Here is a 20,913-nt window from a genome sequence, read left to right on the forward strand (position 1 = left end):
CGCCAGCCCCGCCCCCACCACCACCGCATGCCGCCCGCCCGAACGCGGCGCGGGAGCCGCCAAATGGCCCGCCGTCCGCGCCACCCCGACCGTCATGTGCCATTTGCCCCCATATCCGGCAGCCCGCCGCACATCGAATCCGGCCTCCCCCAGGGCGCGGCGCAGTTCGCCGGTGCAGGCCCAAGTGGCGACGGTGGCCTGCGGTGCGGCCAGCGCGGCCAGGTCGCGCAGCAGGGGCAGCGCCCACATGTCGGGGTTGCGCTCGGGGGCAAAGCCATCCAGGAAAAAGGCGTCGACGCGCGCGTCCAGGCGGGGCGCCAGCACGCGGGCATCGCCAAAGCCCAGCGTCAGGGAGACGGCGCCATTCTCGAATTCCAGCCGGTGCAGGCCGGGCAGGAGTTCCGGCCATTGCGCGGCCAGGCTGCGCCCCAGTTCTGCCAGCGGCTCGGGCGCGTACTGCTCCAGCAGCGCGGACAGGTTGCCGCGGGAAAACGGATGGCCTTCGATCGAGACGACATGCAGCGCCGCAGGCCGCTGCGGATCGTCGCGCCAGGCCTTCCACAGGGCCAGGAAGTTCAGGCCCAGGCCGAACCCCGTCTCGCAGACCGTGAATGACTCGCGTCCGCGCCAACGCTCGGGCAGCCCGTTGCCGCGCAGAAAGACATGTTCGGCCTGCCCCAGCGCTCCCGAAGGCGAGTGATACACGTCGCCGTAGGCAGGGCTGTACAGCCTGCCATCCGCGTCGTAATCAACCATTGCAGAAGTCAGGGGAACGTAAGTCACAACAATCGAGTCCAATAGAAAACAGGGTTTGGCAAACGCAGATTATCGGCTCTGAGGCGCGCCCGCGTTGGATGCACACCACGTGGCGCCTCGGATTCGGCCCATTGCCACGGGTTTGACGCATACATGGGCTTACACTGGTTTCATGGATACCTACGATCAGCCCCAATCGCTGGCCTCGCCCATCGACCTGTGCGCCGCGATCGACGCGGCCGTCACGGCCGCCCATGCCGGCGCCGCCATCCTGCAATCCTACGCGCACCATCGTGCCGATCTCGTGATCGATCGCAAGGCGCGCAACGATCTCGTGTCCCAGGCGGACCGCGAAGCCGAAGCCGCGATCATCCAGGAACTCAAATCCCGAACGCCCAAGTTCGGCATCGTCGCCGAAGAAACGGGCGGCAAGGCGCAAGGCGCCGCCACCTGGTACATCGACCCGCTCGACGGCACCACCAACTTCCTGCACGACATCCCGCATTACGCCGTGTCGATCGCGCTCATCGCGCATGCCGGCACGTCCATGTCCGCCAACCAGGTCCTGGCGGAAGACACGCCGGTCATCGGCGTGGTCTATGACCCGTGCCGCGAAGAGCTGTTCACCGCCGTGTACGGCGTCGGCGCCTGGCTCAACGGGCGGCGCATCTCGTGCTCGCGCACGCAGACCATCGAAGATTCCGTGCTGGCCACCGGTTTTCCGTTCCGGGACTTCTCTTTCGCCGCGCAATACATGCCGATGCTGCACGACGCGATCAACCGCGCGCGCGGCGTGCGCCGCATGGGCGCGGCCGCGCTGGACCTGGCCTGGACCGCTTGCGGCCGCTACGACGGCTATTGGGAAATGGGCCTGGCGCCCTGGGACGTCGCCGCGGGCACGCTCATCCTGCGTGAAGCGGGCGGCGCGTGCTCGGACATGCACAAGCAGGACCCGTGGCCGATCGGCGGGCGCGTCGTGGCGGGCAATCCGGCCATCGAACGCGCGCTGCATGAAATGATCGCGCCGCACCTGGAAAAGAAAGGCTGAGGCCGCCCGAGGCGGCCTGCCCGCCTCAGGCCGAGGTGCCCGCGGACGCGGCGGCCTGCGCGTCGGGCCGCAGTTCGCGGCGCAGGATCTTGCCCACGTTGCTCTTGGGCAGTTCGTCGCGGAATTCCACGAAGCGCGGGCGCTTGTAGCCCGTCAGCTTTTCCTTGCACCATTCCTGCACCTGGGCCTCGGTCAGCGACGAATCCTTCTTCACGACGAACACCTTGACGGCCTCGCCGGAATGCTCGTCCGGCACGCCGATCGCCGCGCATTCCAGCACGCCCGGATGCTGCGCCACCGCGGCTTCGACCTCGTTCGGATAGACCTTGAAGCCGGACACCGCGATCATGTCCTTCTTGCGGTCCACGATGCGCGTGTAGCCCTGCTCGTCCATGATGCCGATGTCGCCGGTGCGGAAAAAGCCGTCGGCGGTCATCGAGTCCCGGGTTTCGTCGGGCTTCTGCCAATAGCCCAGCATGACTTGCGGGCCGCGGATGCCGACTTCGCCACGCTCGCCCAGCGGCACTTCATGGCCCGCATCGTCCAGGATCGCGACGTCGGTCGACGGCAGCGGCAGCCCGATGGAACCGGAATACGCCGTCGCATTGGTGGGATTCACCGTCGCCACGGGCGAGGTCTCGGACAGGCCGTAGCCTTCGATCAGGGGCCGGCCGGTGATCTTCAGCCAGCGTTCGGCCACCTGCTGTTGCACCGCCATGCCGCCGCCCAGCGTCAGCCGCAGGCCGGAAAAGTCCAGGCGCGCAAAATCTTCGTTGTGCGCCAGCGCGTTAAACAGCGTATTGACGCCCGGGAAGATATTGACCGGCGTCTTGCGCCACGCATTGATCAGCGAAGGCTGGTCGCGCGGATTGATGATGAGCACGTTGCGCATGCCCGCGTGCATGGCATAGAGGCCGCAGACGGTCATGGCGAACACGTGGTACAGCGGCAACGCGCTGATGATGGTGAGCTGCTGGTCGGCCAGGTCGTGGATGACCGGCTGCGCCACCGCTTCCGTCTGCAGGACGTTCGCCACCAGGTTGCGATGCGACAGCATCGCGCCTTTGGGCACGCCCGTGGTGCCGCCCGTGTACTGCAGCACCGCCACGTCGTCCATCGATATCGCGGGCGGGTTGAAAGGCATGTGCGCGCCTTCGTGCAACAGCTTGGGCAGCGACAGCGCGCCGTCGATATGCCAGGCAGGCACGATCTTCTTGATATAGCGCGCGCCCAGGTTGACCAGCGGCGCCTTCAGGCCGCCGAGCAGGTCGCCAGGGCCGGTCACGACGATGTGCTTGAGCTGGCCGCGGTCGGCCACCCGCTGCAGGGTGTGCGCGAAATTCTCGAGGATGACGATGACGGACGCGCCGCTGTCCAGCAGCTGGCGCTGCAGCTCTTCGGCGGTGTAGAGCGGATTGACGTTCACGACCGTCATGCCCGCCCGCAGCGAACCCAGCATGCCGACCAGATACGCCGGCACGTTGGGCATCATCAGCGCCACCCGCGCCCCCTTGGGCAGGCCCAGCCCCTGCAGCCAGGCGGCGAATGCGCGCGCATGGGCGTCCAGCTGGGCGTAGGTGATGTCGCTGCCCATCGCCGTGCAGGCAATGCGCGGCGCGTACTGCTTGCAGGCCCGGTCCAGCAAGTCGGTGAGCGAGGAATAGCCCTCGGTGGAGATCTCGGACGGAACGCCTTGCGGATAATGAGCGAGCCACGGACGCGTCATGGTATTTGTCTCCATTAAATAGATTTTTGATTGATGATACCCTGGCTGCGTTCCCTTCATTCCGTCCGAACTCCCCATGAAACTCCTTGAACCCATCGTCGCCTGGCACCACGATATTTCCAAGATCCGCCGCGATATCCACGCGCATCCCGAACTGGCATTCGAAGAGTTCCGCACGGCCGACGTGGTCGCGGCCAAGCTCGAGGAATGGGGCATCGAGATCCACCGCGGCCTGGGCGGCACCGGCGTCGTCGGCATCATCCGCGGCAACCAGCCGGGCGACCGCGCGGTGGGCCTGCGCGCCGACATGGACGCGCTGCCCATGCAGGAAGCCAATACGTTCGAGCATGCCAGCAAGAACGAAGGCAAGATGCACGCCTGCGGCCACGACGGCCACACCGCGATGCTGCTGGCCGCCGCGCAGTATCTGTCGCAGCACCGCGACTACGCCGGCACCGTCTATGTGATCTTCCAGCCTGCCGAGGAAGGCGGCGGCGGCGCCAAGCGCATGATCGACGACGGCCTGTTCACCCGATTCCCGATGGAAGCCGTGTTCGGCATGCACAACTGGCCCGGCATGAAGCCCGGCCAGTTCGGCCTGACGCCCGGCCCCATCATGGCGTCCAGCAACGAATTCTCGATCATCGTCAAGGGCAAGGGCACGCACGCCGGCATGCCCAACCTGGGCATCGACCCGGTCATGGCCGCGGTGCAGATGGCGCAATCGCTGCAGACCATCATCACGCGCAACCGCAATCCGCTGGATGCCGCCGTGCTCAGCATCACGCAGATCCACGCCGGCAGCGCGGACAACGTCGTGCCCAACCACGCTGAACTGCGCGGCACCGTGCGCACCTTCACGCTGGATGTGCTGGACCTGATCGAGCGCCGCATGGAAGAAATCGCGCGCCACACCTGCGCGGCGATGGACTGCGAAGTGGAATTCAAATTCCAGCGCAACTATCCGCCCACCATCAACCATCCCGATGAAGCCGAGTTCTGCGCGGGCGTGCTGCGCGACATCGTCGGCGAAGCCAACGTCAACGCCAATGTGCAGCCCACCATGGGCGCGGAAGACTTCGCCTTCATGCTGCAGGAACTGCCGGGCTGTTACGTCTGGATCGGCAATGGCACCGGCGAACACCGCGACAGCGGCCACGGCCTGGGCCCTTGCATGCTGCATAACGGCAGCTACGACTTCAACGACGAACTGCTGCCCCTGGGCGGCACCTACTGGGTCCAGCTGGCGCTCAAGCGCCTGGCCAAGGCCTGACGCCCGCTATCCGCCGTCCGTCTCGCCCACCGCCAGGCACATCGCCAGGAAGCGGCCGGCGGCGCGGGCGGCGGCGTCCGCATGCGGCACCAGGATGCTGAGCGTGCGCGTGAGCGGCCTGGGCAGCAGGCGCAGCGCCGCCAAGGCCCCGTCTTCGTGGCGCATCGACATCACCGACACGAATCCCACGCCCAGCCCCGCCCGCACCGCCTGCTTCACCCCTTCCACACCCGCCAGTTCCAGCCCGACGGACGGCGCCAAACCGGCGTCGCTGAAAGCCCGCTCGACCAGCCGGCGCACGCCGGAGCCGGGTTCGCGCATGACCAGCGCCGACGCCGCCAGGTCGCGCAGCGTGACGGCGCCCTTGCCCGCCAGCGCATGGTCCGCACGCACGATCGCCACGACTTCATCCTGCCGCCAGGCGTGGACCGCGGTGTCGGCCGGCAGGCCCGCGGGCACGTCCCCCTCGATGAACGCCAGGTCCAGCGCGGGCAGTCGTTCGACGATCTCGCGCGTGTTGCCGTCCGACAGGTGCAGGCTCACCGCGGGAAAAGCGTGGCGGAAGTCCGCCACCAGCCGCGGCAGCAGATAGCTGGCGGGAGTCGTGCTGGCCCCCAGGCGCAGGTCTCCGGTTTCAAGCCCTCGCCATGAATCCCGCACGGCCTGCGCCTGCCGGTACACCTGGCGCAATTGCCGGGCCTGCTCGGCCAGGCGTTCGCCCGCCTCGGTCAGGGCAATGCCGTGACCGCTGCGGCGGTACAGGGGTTCGCCGAACCATTCCTGCAACGAACGCAGCTGGCCCGACACCGCGGGCTGCGAGAGATGGAGCGCCTGGGCCGCGCGGCTGATGTTTCCGCTGTCGGCCACGGTGGCGAAAGTGAGCAATTGGTCCGGGGTCATGCTGCTTAATTATCAGAATTTCCGATATTAATTATTTAAATTAAAGATTTTTCAAATAATAAGCGCAGATTTAATATTTCGTCTAGTTATGTAGTTATGCCGAAAAGGCCCCGTGATGAACACCTCCACCAGCACCGCCGTCCCCTTGCCCGCCAGCCCGACCGCCCCAGCCACCGCCGCCACACCCTGGCGCGACAAGCTCAATGGCGTGCTGTTCGTGGGCCTGATGGCCGGCGCGGTGATGCAGCTGGCCGACCTGCCCTTCATCCGCCAACTGGGTTTTTCGCCGCTGGTCGTGGGGATCGTCTGCGGCATGCTGTACGGCAACTTCCTGCGCGGCACCATGCCCGCCGACTGGGGCGTGGGCGTGAATTTCACCGCGCGGCGCCTGTTGCGCATCGCGGTCGCCTTCTATGGCCTGAACATCAGCATCCAGCAGATCGTGGCCGTCGGCCTGCCCGGCCTTGCCGTGTCGGTGGCGGTAGTGGTGGGCACCCTGCTGATCGGCACGGTGGTCGGCCAGCGCCTGTTGGGGCTGGACCGCGACACCGCCATGCTGACCTCGGCGGGCAGCGCAATCTGCGGCGCGGCCGCCGTGCTGGCGTTCGAGCCCACGCTGCGCGCCGCCCCCCACAAGAGCGCCGTGGCGGTGGCCACGGTGGTGCTGTTCGGCACCCTGTCCATGTTCCTGTATCCCGTGCTCTATCACGCGGGCTGGCTCGGCCTGGACACCCAGGCGCTCGGCATCTATATCGGCGGGACCATCCATGAAGTGGCGCAGGTCGTGGGGGCCGCCAGCAACATCGACCCCGCCACCACCGAAGTCGCGACCATCGTCAAGATGACCCGCGTGGCCCTGCTGGTGCCCGTCCTGCTGGTGCTGGGCATGTACCTGCGCAGCGCCGCCGCCCAGGCCGGCGGCCAGGGCAAGGGCGCCAAGCTGCCCATCCCCTGGTTCGCGGTCGGGTTCCTGGTGCTGGCCATCATCAATTCGCTCGACATCATTCCCGCAGACCTGGTCGCCGCCATCCGCCGGCTGGACGTCTTCGCCCTGACCATGGCCATGACCGCGCTGGGCATCGAAACCCGCTTCGCCCAGATCAAGAAGGCCGGCCCGCGCGTGATGGCCCTGGGCCTCATCCTGTACGCCTGGCTATTGGTTGGCGGCTACGGGATCGTGAAGCTGGCCAGCTGATGCCCGGTGCGCGGCCGCAAGGCGCGGCGGCACACCGCCGCCGCGCACGCCGCCGTCTCGTTTTTCCTGCATAATCGGCTGGTTCCCTAGCACCGGAGCCGGCCGCATGACCTCCAGCACCAAAACCCCGTTTACGACTCTGCCTGCCCATCGCGACGCGGTGTTGCGCGTCATGCCGATGCCGGCCGATGCGAACATCCACGGGGACGTCTTTGGCGGCTGGATCATGGCCCAGGTGGACATCGCCGGATCGATCCCCGCCGCCCGCCGCGCCGCCGGCCGCGTGGCCACCGTTGCGGTCAATGCCTTCCAGTTCAAAGAGCCCGTGTTCGTGGGCGACCTGCTCAGCTTCTACGCATCCATCGTCAAGACCGGCACCACGTCGATCACGGTGTCCGTCGAGGTCTACGCGGAACGTCAGCGATTGGACGCCGAAGTCGTCAAGGTCACCGAGGCCACGCTGACGTACGTCGCCACCGACGAAGCGCGGCGCAGCCGCCCCCTCCCCACCCTTTGAGCCGTAACGCATGACGCAGTCCGCCGCCGCGCAGAAACCGCCCGCGACGCCCCGCCGCCTCGACCCGGAAGACGCCCAGACCGCCCTGGCCGAGGTGCAGGAGCGCCTGCGGCGCCAGCAGCTGGTTGCCGACCTGGTGCATCGCCAGGAAGAAGGCGACGCCAAGGCGCCGCTGGTCGAAGACCTGGTGCATCGCCAGCACGAGGCCGAACTCAAGACCCTGCTCGACGGCCTGCACCCCGCGGACATCGCCTTCATCCTGGAGTCGCTGCCCAAGGACGAGCGCCAGGCCATCTGGAAGCTGGTAAGCCCCGAGCACGACGCAGACGTCCTGCTGGAAGTGGAAGACTGGGTCCGCGAGTCGCTGATCGAGGCGATGGACCGCCAGGACCTGGTCGCCGCCACCGAAAGCATGGACGCCGACGAGCTGGCCGACCTGGCGCCAGACCTGCCGCCGGACGTCGTGGCGGAAGTCCAGAAGGGCCTGACCGAGGAAGAGCGCGCGCAGCTGCTGGAAGCCATGGGCTATCCGGAAGACAGCGTGGGCGCGATCATGGACTTCGAGATGGTCCGCGTGCGCGAGGACGTCACCCTCGAAGTGGTCCTGCGCTACCTGCGCCGCCTGCACGAACTGCCCGACCACACCGACCAGATCTTCGTGGTCGACCGCCAGGACAAGCTGCAAGGCATCCTGCCGCTGTCGCGCCTGCTGGTCAGCGAACCCGAAACCGAAGTCCGCGCCGTCATGAACTCGGACTTCCTGACCCTGAATCCGCTGGATTCCGACGCCGACGCCGCCGGCGCCTTCGAACGCTACGACCTGGTGTCCGCCCCCGTGATGGACGACCAGGGCCGCCTCATCGGCCGCGTCACCATCGCCGACGTGGTGGACGTGATGCGCGAAGACTCGCAGGAACAGGCGCTGTCCCGCGCCGGTCTTCAGGAAGAAGACATCTTCGCGCCGGTCTCCACGGCGTTGCGCAACCGCGCGCCGTGGCTGCTGTTCAACCTCTGTACCGCCGCCACGGCCTCATTCGTGGCATCCCAGTTCGAAGGCACGGTCAGCCAGATCGTCATCCTGGCGTTCCTCATGTCGATTGTCGCGGGCATCGGCGGCAACTCCGGCAATCAGACCATGACGCTGATCATCCGGGCGCTTGCCATGGGCCGGATCACCGGGCGCAACCTGTGGCAGCTGGTCAAGCGCGAGCTGTTCGTGACGCTGCTGGTGGGGCTGTGCGGCAGCGTGGTGGCCGCGCTGTTCGCGTGGGTGATCTCGCATTCGCTGTCCATCGCGCTGGTGATGATGGCCGCCATGATCTGCAACATGCTGGTCGGCGCGTCGGTCGGCGTGCTGGTCCCCATGGTGCGGGCGCGGTTCGGCAAGGATCCCGCGATGGGATCGTCGGTGCTGCTCACCTTCGCCACCGACTCCCTGGGATTTTTCATTTTCCTGGGCCTGGCCACCATCTTCCTGTTGTAGTCCCCGCGCCACACCATCCGGGCGGTTTTCGGACCGATGCGGCCTGCAGGCGGCCGTTGACAGCCCGCTGACAGGGAAGATGACGATCACTCCATTACAGTAATGGGATTGTCATCTTTCCCTATGTCCCGCAATGACCGCCAGACTCCGCGCTGCGCTGCTCTGCCTGCTGCTTTCGCTTTTCGCCCTGCCCGCCCATGCTTGCGACGATATGCCCTCGTGGGCAAAGTCGGCCTGCAACCGCCTCGACCAGATCTGGACGGAAGGCGGAAACGACCTGTACGTCAGCGGATACGCGTGGCACAACCGCTCCAAATACAGCCGCGAAAAGATCGACAGCTTCAATGAACTGGCCTGGGGCGGGGGCTATGGCCGCAGCATCTACGACGAAGACGGCGACTGGCAGGGCCTGTACGCCATGGCGTTCCTGGATTCGCACTCCAAGGTCCAGCCCATCGCCGGCTACGGCTTCCTGAAGATCGGACAGGTCAGCGACAATTTCCGCCTGGGCGCCGGCTACACGGTGTTCCTGACCGCGCGCCACGACATCATGAGCTACGTGCCGTTTCCGGGCATCCTGCCGCTCGTGAGCGCGGGCTACAAGGACGCCATGCTGTACGCCACCTACATCCCCGGCTCCAGCGGCGCTGGCAACGTGCTGTTCGTGTTCGGCCGCTGGCACTTCTGAGCCCGCGGCCGGGCGTCAGAACGCGTGGCCCAGCTTGCGGACCAGGTCTCCCAGGCGCCAGTCGTCGATGCCGTGCGCGCGCAAGGCGCGCGCCGTTTCCACCACATAGTCCAGGCAGGGGCCGGAGTGCCCCACCGCATTGCGCACCGACGCGAGCAGGCGGTCGTCGCAGAGATCGGCCGCGTATTCCCGGCATGCCCGGTTCAGCAGGAACACCAGCCCGCGCACCGGCGCCGCTTCGGTATGGCAAGTCAGCCAGCGGGGGCTGTAGGCGCCCGTGACCATTTCACGGCGCCACAGCGCCTGGAACACGGCGGGCACGTCGCAGGCGGCGATCTGGAAGGCGACGCCGCGGCAGCAGCCGCCGCGGTCCAGCCCGAACACCAGGCCGGGATTGTCCGGCGACCCGCGATGATCGTGGGACCACAGGCACAGGGACCGGTGGTAGCCCCGCACGGTGGCCAGGCGCCGCTCGCGCCACGTGAAGCCGGGATGCCAGATCAGGGAACCGTACGCGAACACCCACAGGTCATCGGCGCCGTTCCAGCCAACCAGAAGGTCATCCACCGAAAGCGCTTGCCGAGATTTTTCCAATCCGGCGCAGCCGGCGGGCACTGCCAACGACATAGGGTCCTCTGATATCCCGTTCATTCCAAGGCTGGAATGAGCGATATCCTACGCCGCCGCCCGCGCAAAAGAATTGCGAGATTGGCCGTCCGCAACGCGCTGAAGGAAATTTGCATCCGCGCCAGCCCCGGTCCCGGGAAAAAAATTGCGCGGCCGCGGCTACACCGCGTCCAGGGGCAGTTCCGTGGTGCTCTTGATGACTTCCATCGAGAAGCTGGCGCTGACGTCCAGCAAGTCAACGGCGCCGATCAGGCGGCGGTAGAAGCGGTCGTAGGCGGCCATGTCTTCGACCACGACCTTGAGCAGATAGTCGACATCGCCAGCCATACGGTGGAACTCGACCACGTTGGGCAGCGCCATCACCGCGTTGATCAGGCTCTGCGTCCATTTCTCGTTGTGCTGGCTGGTCCGGATGGACACGAACACCGTCAGGTTCAGCCCGAGGGCGCGCGGATCCAGCAGAATCGCGTTGCGCGCGATGACGCCATCGTCCTTCAGCTTCTGGATGCGGCGCCAGCATGGCGTGACGGAAAGGTTCACCTTTTCCGCGATATCGGCGACCGAACAGGTGGCGTCCTTTTGCAGCAGCGCCAGAATCTTGATGTCCGTCTGATCCATGGGTTTCCTTGACGCGAACGGTGCCAATCTTGCCTTTAACTGCCGCGCGCATCCAGCCAGGCGCCCTCAGTAGGTTCCCGGGTAGCCGCCCCCGTCGATCAGGAGGTTCTGCGCGGTCATGTAGCCCGCATGCGCGGAACAGACATAGGCGCACAGGGCGCCCAGTTCTTCGGGCTGTCCGTAGCGGCCGGCGGGATTCGAGCGCGCCCGTTCGTCCCAGAGCTGCTCGAAGGTCTTGCCGGACTGCTCCAGCATGCCCTGTATGTGGCGGGCCTGCGCATCGGTGGCGAAGGCGCCCGGCAACAGATTATTGATGGTGACGTTGTGGCGCACGGTCTGTCGGGCCAATCCACCCACGAAACCGATCAGGCCGGAACGCGCGCCGTTGGACAGGCCCAGCTCGGCGTGCGGCGCCTTCACGCTGCGCGACACGATGTTGACGATGCGGCCGAAGCGCCGCTCGACCATTCCGTCCACCACGCGCCGGATCATGTCGATCGGGCCCAGCATCATGGCGTCCAGCGCGCCGATCCAGTCATCGTGGGACCAGTCGCGGAAGTCGCCGGGCAACGGACCGTCGGCGTTGTTGATGAGAATGTCGGGGTGCGGACAGGCGGCGATGGCCGCGTCGCGCCCTTGAGGCAGCGTCAGGTCGGCCGACACCCAGCCCACGCCCACGCCGGTTTCGCGCGAGATCTCGGCCGCGGCCTGCTCCAGCGTCTGGGGATTGCGGGCCGCGATGGTCACCGCCACGCCCTCTTTCGCCAATTGCAGGGCGCAGGCCCGGCCCATGCCGCGGCTGCCGCCAAAAACAAGTGCCTTCTTGCCGCTGATCCCCAGATCCATGCCTGCTCCCTGCCGACGCGTTGTTGGCGGCATGCCCCAGCGGCCCGCCGCCCCGAAGCGGTCCAGTATAGGAGTGCGCCTGGCGGGATGGAATTTTTTTCTAATCCGCCGCCTGCAGCCGCCGAATTTGGCAAAGGCATTCCGGCGCGAAGCCCCTAAGATGAATGAAATCTTGCCTCCAGGGGTATGCCATGGCCAACGTCCAACCTGCTTGCGCCGACCTGCAATCGCTGTGCGAATCCGTGCAGGCCGCCCAGATGAACGCCGCCCGCACCCTGCTGCGCGACCTTGCCGCCAGCGTCGCCCACGCCGGCGACATGCTGCGGAACCTGCCGCCAGCCCTGCGCGACGGCCGCGCCGAGTCCTACACCCGTCATATCGCGTACGCGGATCCGCATGGCTCGTTCACCATCGCCTACCTGATCTGGCGACCGGGCCAGTTCAGCCCGGTACACGGGCACAAGACCTGGTGCACCTATCAGGTCCTGCAGGGCGAACTCACCGAAACCCATTACCGCTGGAATCCCGACGCGGCCATTGCGGTGCCGTGCGGGCAAGCCGTCCGCCGCCCGGGCGAGATCGTCACCGCCTCGCAGGGCCTGCGCCACATCCACCGGCTGGGCAACGGCGGCGACCGCGTCGCCGTCTCGCTGCACATCTATGGCGTGGACCAGGCGGACCTGTGCACCGGGGTCAACCATCTGGTGGACACGGCCAGCGCCGCCTGACCCCGGCATTCCAATGAAAAACGGGGCCCCGAAGGGCCCCGTCCGCGCGCGTTCAATCTGGGCGCGTCAACCCATCCACTGGCTGACAGGCGCGGCGGCGTCCTGCAGCGGCTGCGCCACCACGTCGATCAAGGCGGGGCCGTCGTGCTCCATGGCGGCCTTGATCGCGGCGTCCAGCTTGGACGGATCCTCGACCCGCCACGCCTTCACGCCGTAGGCTTCGGCGATGCGCGCATGGTCGGTGCGGTTGAAGTCCACGCTGTAGTAGCGCTTGTCGTAGCCGGCCTTCTGGCTGGCCTTGATCCAGCCGTAGACCGAGTTCGAGAACACCACCATCAGCAGCGGCGCCTTGTGCCGCACGATGGTCTCCAGTTCGCCCACCGTGAAGCCGAAGCTGCCGTCGCCCATCACCGACACGCACTTGGACTGCGGACGACCGACCCATGCGCCCAGCGCGGCGGACATCGAGAACCCCAGCGCGCCGTGGGCGCGGTTGGTGATGAAATGGCGGCCGGGGCGCGACACGTCGTAGTAAGCGGAAAAATACGGGCAAGGCGTGCCGGGATCGGCGCAGACCACCGCGTCGTCGGGCAGCAGGCGGTTCAGCGACTGCACCACGCGCTCGGGACGGATGGGCGCATCCAGGCTGTTGGCCAGCGGTTCCAGCTGCGCCCGGCGCGCCGCCTTGGCGCGGCCGGCCAGCACGGCGCCGTCCGTGGCGTCGGAAGGCCGGTGCGCCAGGCGCGCCTGCACCTCGGCGCCCAGCGCCTCCAGCGCCAGCTTGGCATCGCCCACCAGGCCGACTTCCGTCAGATAGTTGGCGCCGATGACCATCGGATCGATATCGATGTGCAGGATCGGCACATCGCGGTTCGGGAAGCGCCAGTGTTCGGTGGAAGTCGACCCCGCACGGCAGCCGACGAACAGCACGACGTCGGCGGCGGCCACCACGTCGCGCGTGGCCATCACGCCGCCGTTGGAGCCCACCACGCCCGCATTCAGCGGATGCGTGTCGGCCAGGCTGCCCTGCCCGCTCACGGTCACGCACACCGCGGCCTTGAGATCTTCCGCCAATGCCAGCAAGGCGCCGCAGGCGCCGGCGATGACCACGCCCCCGCCGCAGATGATCACCGGCGCGCGAGCGCCCACCAGACGCTGCGCGGCGCGCGCGACGTCGGCCGGATCCGGCGCGAAGCGCATGGCCGGGAAGCGGCCGTGTTCGGGCTGCGCCCACACGTCCGACGCGTCCACCTGCTGCTTCATCACGTCGTAGGGAAAGCACAGGTGCGCGGAGCCGGGCTTGCCGGTCGTCATGGCGCGGAAGGCCGCGCGCACCATGCCGGGGATCTGGTCCGCGCGGTCGATCGTGCGGTTCCATTTCGTCAGCGGCCGGTACAGCGCTTCCTGGTCAAGTTCCGTCAGCGGATACTTGCCGCGCGAACCCACCGCCACGTCCGACGTGATGCCCAGGACGGGAATCGAGGATTCGTTGGCTTCCACCAGTCCCGGCAGCAGATAGGTCGCGCCGCCGCCGCTGGGGCCCTCGCACACGCCGACCTTGCCGGTCACGCGCGCGTAGGCGTCGGCCATGTAGCCGGCGCTGCGCTCATCGCGGGTCAGGATGTGCTGCATCCCGTGATCCAGGCGGTACAGCGCATCGTAGAACGGCAGCGTGGTGTCGCCGCACAGGCCAAAAATATGTTTGACGCCGTTGTGTTGCAGCATCCGCACCATGGCTTCGGCGCCGTTCATGTTTTCCATGTCTTCTCCACGTATTTCTTCGGCGGGGTCGGACGGCGGCCTGCCGCCGCCCGGTGCTGCGCCGCTCAGTTGTCCAGATTGATGTTGCTGCTCTTGATGAAGGCGCTCCAGCGGTCGTATTCCGACTTCACGTACGCATCCAGCGCCGGACCGTCGGACGCAACGATCTCGAAGCCCGCTTCGGTGACCTTCTTGCGGATTTCCGGGTCGGCCAGGACGGCCTGGAAGTCGGCGGTCAGCTTCTTCACGGTGGCCTCGGGCGTGCCCTTCGGCGCGAACATGCCGCTCCACGAGTACGCGACGAACCCCGGGAATCCGGATTCCGCCACCGTCGGCACGTTGGGCAGCTCGGGCAGGCGCTTTTCGCCGGCCACGGCCAGCGGCTTGATCTTGCCCCCCTGGATCTGGCCGCGCAGCGCGGCGAAGCTCAGCCACGTCATGTTGGCCTGTCCGCCCACCACGGCCTGGATGGCCGGGCCGCCGCCGCCATAAGGCACATGCAGCAGCTCGACCTTGGACAGCCGCTTCAGCTCTTCAGGCGCCAGATGGTTCAGCGAACCCACGCCGGTCGAGGCGTAGTTGAACTTGTTGGGCGGCTGCTTGGCGGCGGCTGCCAGGAATTCCTTCAGGTTGTCCCCAGGCACGCCCGGATTCGCGCCGATCACGAGCGGAAAGCGCACGGTCTGGCCGATGGCGACAAAGTCCTTGAACGTGTCGTAGGGCAGCTTGGGCTTTACAGCCGGGTTGATGCCATGGTTGTCGAAGCTGACCAGCAGCGTGTTGCCGTCCGGTTCCGCGCGCGCCACGAAGGCCGTCGCGATCTGGCTGGCGGCGCCGGGGCGGTTCTCGACCACCACCGGGCGGCCGCCCATCTGCTGCGACAGGCGCGGCTGCAAAATGCGAGCCAGGATGTCGGTGCTGCCGCCCGGCGGATATGGCACGACAAGGATCAGCGGCCGTTCCTCGGCGACCGCCGGCGTGGCGACAAAGGCGCCTCCTGCCGCGGCCAGCGTGCATACCGCTGCCAGTACCCGCTTGATCGTGTGATTCATTCGATTTCCCCTGCTGTTGTGGTGTTGGCCGGCGCTGTCGTGGCGGGTCCGGCCTGGTCCCGCATGTAAATCGTAGAAAAGCCCGTGCGTATCACGTCGGTGATCTGGTCCAGCCGTCGCCCGATGTGCGCGCTGATCAGCGCGGGCAAGGCGTCGACGTCGCGCCGTTCCAGCGCCTGCACGATGCGCAGGTGCTCGCCCTGCGTATGGCCGCGGCGGCCCTGCTGCATATCGATCCAGCGCACGAAGTGGATGCGCGCATTGACGCTTTCCAGGGCCCGCACGAATTCGTCGTTGCGCGAGTAGCGCGCCAGCGCCAAGTGGAAAGCTTCGTCCAGTTCCAGCAGCCGCGCCGCGTCGCTGTCTTCCGGTTCGTCGCGCGAACGCTCGACGAACGCCCGCAGGCTGGCCAATTCTTCGTCGGTCGCGCGCTCGCAGGCGGCGCGCACGATGCCGGCCTCCAGCACCGCGCGGTATTCGTAAAGGCTGTGGATCTGCTTGGCGTCCAGCAGGCGGGCGATGAAGCCCCGATTGACCGAGCGAGTGAGAAATCCCTCGACCATGAGCTGGTTGAGCACCTCTCGCAGCGGCGTGCGGCTGACGTTCAGCCGGCGCGCCAACTCAACCTCGTTGATGCGTTCGCCAGGCTTGAACTCGAAACGCACCGCCATTGCCTTGACGGCGCCGTACAGCTCGGCCTGGCCGGCCGACGTGCGGGACGGCCGGGCAACGGGTCGGACTGCTGCGTGGTTAAGCGTCATGCGAGGTCGCCTGAGATCGTTTCCACCTGTAAGTGAAGTGCATACTAAAGTGCATACACTTTGATCGGCAACCCGGGTTTGCCCGGACGCGCGCAATCGCCCCCGAGACAATTCGGGCACAAAAGCGCTGACAGGGAGAAAGCGCCCGGCCTCGATCGGCCAGACGGGAGAGGAACCGACCGGGATCGCTTACAGCCCGGTGTCCAGCGTGTAGTGGGCGCCGTCCCGGTTTTCGAGGGTCAGCGTGGACAGCACTGGGGTCTGGGCGGCGGCGTCCTGCTGCACATGGATGCGCAGGTTGGCCAACGGCACGTCCCAGCCTCCATTGGCGGCTTCGGCGGTGACGCCGGCCACCAGGGCCAGGCGCTCGGCAACGCCGCGGGCGTCGGCCGCGCGGGCATCGATGCCATGCAGGCTGCTGGCGCCGTTGGGATGCGCCATGAGTTCCGGGGACCAGACGCATTCGGGCGTCAGGTGTCGGCAGAAATACATGCGGATGCCGGGCAGGGGCTGCTCGGCAAAGCGCACGGTATGGAAACGGGCCTGGACTTCCTGCCCGTCCAGCAGGGCGGGTCGGGTCAGTTCCTGCACGGGATTCACGGCAAAGCCGGCGTCCTGCAGCCGCTGGTAAGTCGCTTGCGCGTCGTATGTGCGGAACACCAGCGCTTCCAGCCCGAACGGCGAATCGGCGATTTCCTTGCGCGCCGGCGGCGCGCCCGGCGGCCAGCCCAGCAGTTCGACGTACGTGCCTTCCAGCACGATCAGGCGGTTGCACGACCCCAGGTTGTGCACGGCCTTTTCGCTCAGGTGAAAGCCCTGGCGTTCGAAGTGCGGCGCCAGCGCATCCAGCCGGTCGCGCACCATGACGACAGCGTGGTCGAATTCAGTGCGGCCGACGGAATGCAGCATGATGGCGATCCCTTTCTATCAGACCAGCTTGCCGTGGCACTGCTTGTACTTCTTGCCGCTGCCGCACGGGCACGGGTCGTTGCGACCGACCTTGGGCAAGGCATTGCGCACGGGCTGGGCCCCTTCGTCCGACGCGTTCGAGGCCAGGGCTTCGTCGTAGTCGGAGTGGTGGTATTGCACGTTCTGCACATGCGCCTGCGCCGCCTCGGCTTCGGCCTGCTCGACCTGTTCCGAGGATTGCACGCGCACCGTCATCAGCACGCGCACCACGTCGTCGCGCACACGGTCCAGCATGCCCGAGAACAGTTCGAAGGCCTCGCGCTTGTATTCCTGCTTGGGGTTCTTCTGCGCATAGCCGCGCAGATGGATGCCCTGGCGCAGGTAGTCCAGCGCCGACAGGTGTTCGCGCCAGTGCGTGTCGATCGCCTGCAGCATGATCGAACGCTCGAACTGCGACCACGATTCTTCGCCGACCTGGTCGACCTTGGCCTGGTACGCATCCCGCGCCGCGGCCACCACGCGTTCGCGCAGTTCTTCGTCGTTCAGGTTGGGTTCCTTTTCCAGCATCTCGGTCAAGGGCAGATGCAGGTGCCAGTCGGCTTCCAGCGCCTTTTGCAGCGCGGGGATGTCCCACTGTTCTTCCACCGATTCCGGCGGCACGTAGGTGTTGAACAGCTCGGTCACGGCCGCGTCGCGCAGGTTGTGCACGGTGGCACCGACGCTCGCGGCTTCCAGCACGTCGTTGCGCTGCGAGTACAGCACCTTGCGCTGGTCGTTGGCGACGTCGTCGTATTCAAGCAGTTGCTTGCGGATGTCGAAGTTGCGGCCTTCGACCTTGCGCTGCGCGGTCTCGATCGAACGCGTCACCATGCCGGCCTCGATGGGCTCGCCTTCCGGCAGCTTCAGGCGCTCCATGATGGCGCGCACGCGGTCGCCCGCGAAGATGCGCATCAGCGAATCTTCCAGCGACAGGTAGAAGCGGGACGAACCCGGGTCGCCCTGGCGGCCGGCGCGGCCGCGCAGCTGGTTGTCGATACGGCGGGATTCGTGGCGTTCGGTGCCGATGATGCGCAGGCCGCCGGCGGCCTTGACCTGCTCGTTCAGCGGCTTCCATTCGGCGCGCACCTTCTCGATGCGCGCAGCCTTGTCGGCCTCGGACAGCGATTCGTCGGCGCGGATCAGGTCAACCTGTTTGTCGACGCTGCCGCCCAGCACGATGTCGGTGCCGCGGCCCGCCATGTTGGTGGCGATGGTGATGTGGCCCGGCTTGCCGGCTTCGGCAACGATTTCGGCTTCGCGGGCGTGCTGCTTGGCGTTCAGCACTTCGTGCGGCAGCTTGGCCTTTTTCAGCAGGCCCGACAGCAGCTCGGAGTTCTCGATGCTGGTGGTGCCGACCAGCACGGGCTGGCCGCGCTCGTGGCAATCACGGATGTCTTCCAGGATGGCGTTGTACTTTTCGCCATCGGTCTTGAAGACCTGGTCGTTCTGGTCCTTGCGGACCATGGGCCGGTTGGTCGGGATGATGACCGTTTCGAGCCCGTAGATTTCCTGGAATTCGTACGCTTCCGTATCCGCCGTACCGGTCATGCCGGACAGCTTTTCGTACATGCGGAAGTAGTTCTGGAACGTGATCGAGGCCAGCGTCTGGTTCTCGTGCTGGATCTTCACGCCTTCCTTGGCTTCGACGGCCTGGTGCAGGCCATCGGACCAGCGGCGGCCCACCATCAGGCGGCCCGTGAATTCGTCAACGATCACCACCTCGCCGTCCTGCACGACGTACTGCTGGTCGCGGAAGAACAGGGTGTTGGCGCGCAACGCCACCATCAGGTGGTGCATCAGCGCGATATGGCGGGGGTCGTACAGCGACTCGCCTTCAGGCAGGATGCCAAGACGGCCAAGGATGGCTTCGGCGTTCTCGTGGCCGGCTTCCGACAGGTAGACCTGCTGGCTCTTTTCGTCGACCCAGTAGTCGCCTTCGGGTTCCGGCTCCTGCGGCTTGGGCTCGCTGGCCATGCGCTTGAGCAGCGGCGGCACCGCATTCATGCGGATGTAGAGTTCGGTGTGGTCTTCGGCCTGACCGGAAATGATCAGCGGCGTACGGGCTTCGTCGATCAGGATCGAGTCCACTTCGTCGACGATGGCGTAGAACAGCACGCGCTGGCGGCGGTCCTCAACACGGAATTCCATGTTGTCGCGCAGGTAGTCGAAACCAAATTCGTTATTGGTGCCGTAAGTGATGTCGGCGGCGTAGGCGGCCTTCTTCTCTTCGTTAGGCTGCTGCGGCACGACCACGCCCGTGCTCATGCCCAGGAAGTGGTACAGGCGCCCCATCCATTCGGCGTCGCGGCGGGCCAGGTAGTCGTTCACCGTGACCACGTGCACGCCCTTGCCGGCGATGGCGTTCAGGTAGACGGGCAGCGTGGCCATGAGCGTCTTGCCTTCGCCCGTGCGCATTTCGGCGATCTTGCCGTTGTGCAGGGCGATGCCGCCCAACATCTGCACATCGAAGTGGCGCATGCCGAACACACGCTTGCCCGCTTCGCGCACAACCGCGAAGGCCTCGGGAAGCAGGTCGTCCAGGGACGTGCCCTGGGCGTGGCGGGAACGGAATTCCTCGGTTTTGGCCGCCAGCTCCGTATCGGAGAGCGCGGAGATCTTGGGTTCGAGCCCGTTGATCTGGGTTACCAGCTTGCGATACTGCTTAAGCAGCCGGTCGTTGCGGCTGCCTATGAGTTTTTTGAGCAGAGAAACCATGCGTATGTCGGCCGCACGAGCCACGCCGCACCTGAAAGCGCTGGAGCAGCGTCACCCGTGACTTGATGTTATTGGTTGAGCGGGGGTCCGCCGGAAAACGAACCAGTTTAACGCACCTGGAGCGTAATAGCCTGGACCTATGACCAGGGTAGCACTGTTGGCCGGTTTGACCGGCCAATCCGGCAAGGGTTCAAGGCGCGGCGGCCTGAGCCACCGCGGGCGGCGCATGCTGTGGCTGCGGTCCGAGGAAAAGGCGCGGATCCAGCGGCTGTCCCGCAAGGCGGACCTCGAAGTGCAGGTGCGGGCCCGTCGAGCGGCCCGAACTGCCCACGCGGGCCACTTGCTGGCCGCGCTCGACGAGCTGCCCCTGCTTGACCATCAGGGACGAGGCATGGGCGTAGCGGGTGATCAGGCCGTCGCCGTGGTCGATTTCGACCATGTTCCCGAAGCCGGGCTGCCACTTGGCCTCCAGGACCACGCCGCCCGAGGCGGCCAGGATGGGCGTGCCGGAGGGCGCGGCGAAGTCCAGCCCTTCGTGCATGGCCGAGCGGCCCGTCACCGGATTGCGGCGCCAACCATAGGAAGACGACAGATACGGGTAGTCGGTGATCGGCATGGCGGTCGGCATGCGCGCCTGATCCGCCGAGCGCTTGGTCAGGGCGGCGTCCAGCAGCTTCAGGTTGTCGGTCTGCTGCGACAGCCGCGCCTGTATTTCGTCCAGCTGGCGGCCCAGGGCCTCGGCCGAGGCCTCGCTGGGGGGGGGATGATCGGTGAACAGATCGTCCATGACGTGCGTGGCCTCGGGCTGCGCCAGCGCCTCGGGCTGAGCCGTCGCCAGCTGCTTGGCCAGTTCCGGATCGGTGTAGGCCACGCCGGCCACCTTGGCCACGCGCTGGCCCAGGCCGTCGATGCTGACCAGCTTGGCCTGCAGCGCGCCCACCTTGGCTGCCAGCAGATTCATGTTCCCGCGCAGGAAATCGGCGTCGCGGCCCGGTTGTTCGGACAGCGGCCAGCCCATGGTGTGTACGGCGGGCAGGATGGGAGTAATGTAGCGCTGTAGCGCGGCGCCAAAGATCGCCGCCGTGATCAGGGCGCCCCCCAGGAACAGCGCCAGACGCGCGCCGCCCAGGGTGAAATGCCCGTCCTGCCCGGCACGGGCGTGCATAATCACTATTTTCAAGATTTGCTTCCTAATTCTTAGAGCCGGCATGAATAGACCCTCTTCATACCGTCAACGTTCCAGTGCCAGCCGGCGTGGGGAAAATACCGCC

General features: G+C 66.6%; 19 protein-coding genes. 7 read left to right on the top strand and 12 right to left on the bottom strand.

Annotation, left to right across the window (positions count from 1 at the left end; genetic code table 11):
• Positions 1 to 756, bottom strand: a 756-nt coding sequence (gene mnmD, locus ABE485_RS23665) for a tRNA (5-methylaminomethyl-2-thiouridine)(34)-methyltransferase MnmD (protein ID WP_346517688.1), incomplete at its 3' end; no start/stop codon positions are given.
• Positions 757 to 928: 172 nt separating this feature from the next.
• Here mnmD and ABE485_RS23670 point away from each other — a divergent pair.
• Entirely contained in the window at positions 929 to 1,804 is an 876-nt protein-coding gene (locus ABE485_RS23670; protein WP_346517689.1) for an inositol monophosphatase family protein, read from the top strand.
• A gap of 25 nt (positions 1,805 to 1,829) precedes the next feature.
• Here ABE485_RS23670 and ABE485_RS23675 read toward each other — a convergent pair whose 3' ends face one another.
• Positions 1,830 to 3,530: an AMP-binding protein gene (locus ABE485_RS23675; RefSeq protein WP_346517690.1), complete on the bottom strand. Its 1,701-nt coding sequence runs from the start codon at positions 3,528 to 3,530 to the stop codon at positions 1,830 to 1,832.
• 76 nt (positions 3,531 to 3,606) lie between these two features.
• On the opposite strand from ABE485_RS23675, the gene ABE485_RS23680 reads away from it, so the two are divergent.
• Entirely contained in the window at positions 3,607 to 4,803 is a 1,197-nt protein-coding gene (locus ABE485_RS23680) for a M20 aminoacylase family protein (protein WP_346517691.1), read from the top strand.
• Positions 4,804 to 4,809: 6 nt separating this feature from the next.
• On the opposite strand, the gene ABE485_RS23685 is transcribed toward ABE485_RS23680, so the two are convergent.
• Positions 4,810 to 5,703, bottom strand: coding sequence for a LysR family transcriptional regulator (locus ABE485_RS23685; protein WP_346517692.1), 894 nt, complete (start codon positions 5,701 to 5,703; stop codon positions 4,810 to 4,812).
• A gap of 115 nt (positions 5,704 to 5,818) precedes the next feature.
• Here ABE485_RS23685 and ABE485_RS23690 point away from each other — a divergent pair, with 115 nt between their 5' ends.
• The 4 genes from ABE485_RS23690 to pagP all read left to right on the top strand — a co-directional run bounded on the left by ABE485_RS23690 (position 5,819) and on the right by pagP (position 9,586).
• Entirely contained in the window at positions 5,819 to 6,898 is a 1,080-nt protein-coding gene (locus tag ABE485_RS23690; RefSeq protein WP_346517693.1) for a YeiH family protein, read from the top strand.
• Between the two features lie 106 nt (positions 6,899 to 7,004).
• Complete coding sequence (locus ABE485_RS23695; RefSeq protein WP_346517694.1) at positions 7,005 to 7,415, top strand: acyl-CoA thioesterase; 411 nt, start codon at positions 7,005 to 7,007, stop codon at positions 7,413 to 7,415.
• 10 nt (positions 7,416 to 7,425) lie between these two features.
• Entirely contained in the window at positions 7,426 to 8,898 is a 1,473-nt protein-coding gene (gene mgtE / locus ABE485_RS23700) for a magnesium transporter (RefSeq protein ID WP_346517695.1), read from the top strand.
• Positions 8,899 to 9,031: 133 nt separating this feature from the next.
• The gene (gene pagP, locus ABE485_RS23705) at positions 9,032 to 9,586 is read left to right on the top strand and encodes a lipid IV(A) palmitoyltransferase PagP (protein ID WP_346517696.1); all 555 of its coding nucleotides are present in this window, start codon (positions 9,032 to 9,034) and stop codon (positions 9,584 to 9,586) included.
• A 15-nt stretch (positions 9,587 to 9,601) separates the two neighbouring features.
• On the opposite strand, the gene ABE485_RS23710 is transcribed toward pagP, so the two are convergent.
• The 3 genes from ABE485_RS23710 to ABE485_RS23720 all read right to left on the bottom strand — a co-directional run bounded on the left by ABE485_RS23710 (position 9,602) and on the right by ABE485_RS23720 (position 11,677).
• Positions 9,602 to 10,213 carry a gamma-glutamylcyclotransferase gene (locus tag ABE485_RS23710; RefSeq protein WP_346517697.1) on the bottom strand — a complete coding sequence of 204 codons (612 nt, stop codon included), beginning with the start codon at positions 10,211 to 10,213 and terminating at the stop codon, positions 9,602 to 9,604.
• Positions 10,214 to 10,372: 159 nt separating this feature from the next.
• Positions 10,373 to 10,831 carry an Lrp/AsnC family transcriptional regulator gene (locus ABE485_RS23715; protein WP_346517698.1) on the bottom strand — a complete coding sequence of 153 codons (459 nt, stop codon included), beginning with the start codon at positions 10,829 to 10,831 and terminating at the stop codon, positions 10,373 to 10,375.
• A gap of 66 nt (positions 10,832 to 10,897) precedes the next feature.
• A complete protein-coding gene (locus ABE485_RS23720; RefSeq protein ID WP_346517699.1) occupies positions 10,898 to 11,677 on the bottom strand; it encodes an SDR family oxidoreductase in 780 nt (259 codons plus the stop codon).
• Positions 11,678 to 11,868: 191 nt separating this feature from the next.
• On the opposite strand from ABE485_RS23720, the gene ABE485_RS23725 reads away from it, so the two are divergent.
• Positions 11,869 to 12,405, top strand: a complete 537-nt coding sequence (locus ABE485_RS23725) for a cysteine dioxygenase family protein (protein ID WP_346517700.1) — start codon at positions 11,869 to 11,871, stop codon at positions 12,403 to 12,405.
• Between the two features lie 66 nt (positions 12,406 to 12,471).
• On the opposite strand, the gene ABE485_RS23730 is transcribed toward ABE485_RS23725, so the two are convergent.
• The 6 genes from ABE485_RS23730 to ABE485_RS23755 all read right to left on the bottom strand — a co-directional run bounded on the left by ABE485_RS23730 (position 12,472) and on the right by ABE485_RS23755 (position 20,807).
• Positions 12,472 to 14,166 carry a thiamine pyrophosphate-binding protein gene (locus ABE485_RS23730; RefSeq protein WP_346517701.1) on the bottom strand — a complete coding sequence of 565 codons (1,695 nt, stop codon included), beginning with the start codon at positions 14,164 to 14,166 and terminating at the stop codon, positions 12,472 to 12,474.
• A 65-nt stretch (positions 14,167 to 14,231) separates the two neighbouring features.
• The gene (locus ABE485_RS23735) at positions 14,232 to 15,218 is read right to left on the bottom strand and encodes a tripartite tricarboxylate transporter substrate binding protein (RefSeq protein ID WP_346517702.1); all 987 of its coding nucleotides are present in this window, start codon (positions 15,216 to 15,218) and stop codon (positions 14,232 to 14,234) included.
• Complete coding sequence (locus ABE485_RS23740) at positions 15,215 to 15,979, bottom strand: GntR family transcriptional regulator (protein ID WP_346517703.1); 765 nt, start codon at positions 15,977 to 15,979, stop codon at positions 15,215 to 15,217. The genes ABE485_RS23735 and ABE485_RS23740 overlap by 4 nt, the downstream gene beginning before the upstream one ends.
• 189 nt (positions 15,980 to 16,168) lie before the next feature.
• A complete protein-coding gene (locus ABE485_RS23745) occupies positions 16,169 to 16,888 on the bottom strand; it encodes a VOC family protein (RefSeq protein ID WP_346517704.1) in 720 nt (239 codons plus the stop codon).
• Between the two features lie 18 nt (positions 16,889 to 16,906).
• Positions 16,907 to 19,642, bottom strand: a complete 2,736-nt coding sequence (gene secA, locus ABE485_RS23750; protein WP_346517705.1) for a preprotein translocase subunit SecA — start codon at positions 19,640 to 19,642, stop codon at positions 16,907 to 16,909.
• Positions 19,643 to 19,832: 190 nt separating this feature from the next.
• Positions 19,833 to 20,807 (bottom strand): M23 family metallopeptidase, encoded by a 975-nt coding sequence (locus ABE485_RS23755; RefSeq protein ID WP_346517723.1) that lies wholly within the window; start codon positions 20,805 to 20,807, stop codon positions 19,833 to 19,835.
• Positions 20,808 to 20,913 lie beyond the last annotated feature (106 nt).

It is taken from the genome of Achromobacter spanius (assembly GCF_039673305.1).
GTDB lineage: Bacteria > Pseudomonadota > Gammaproteobacteria > Burkholderiales > Burkholderiaceae_B > Achromobacter > Achromobacter spanius_F.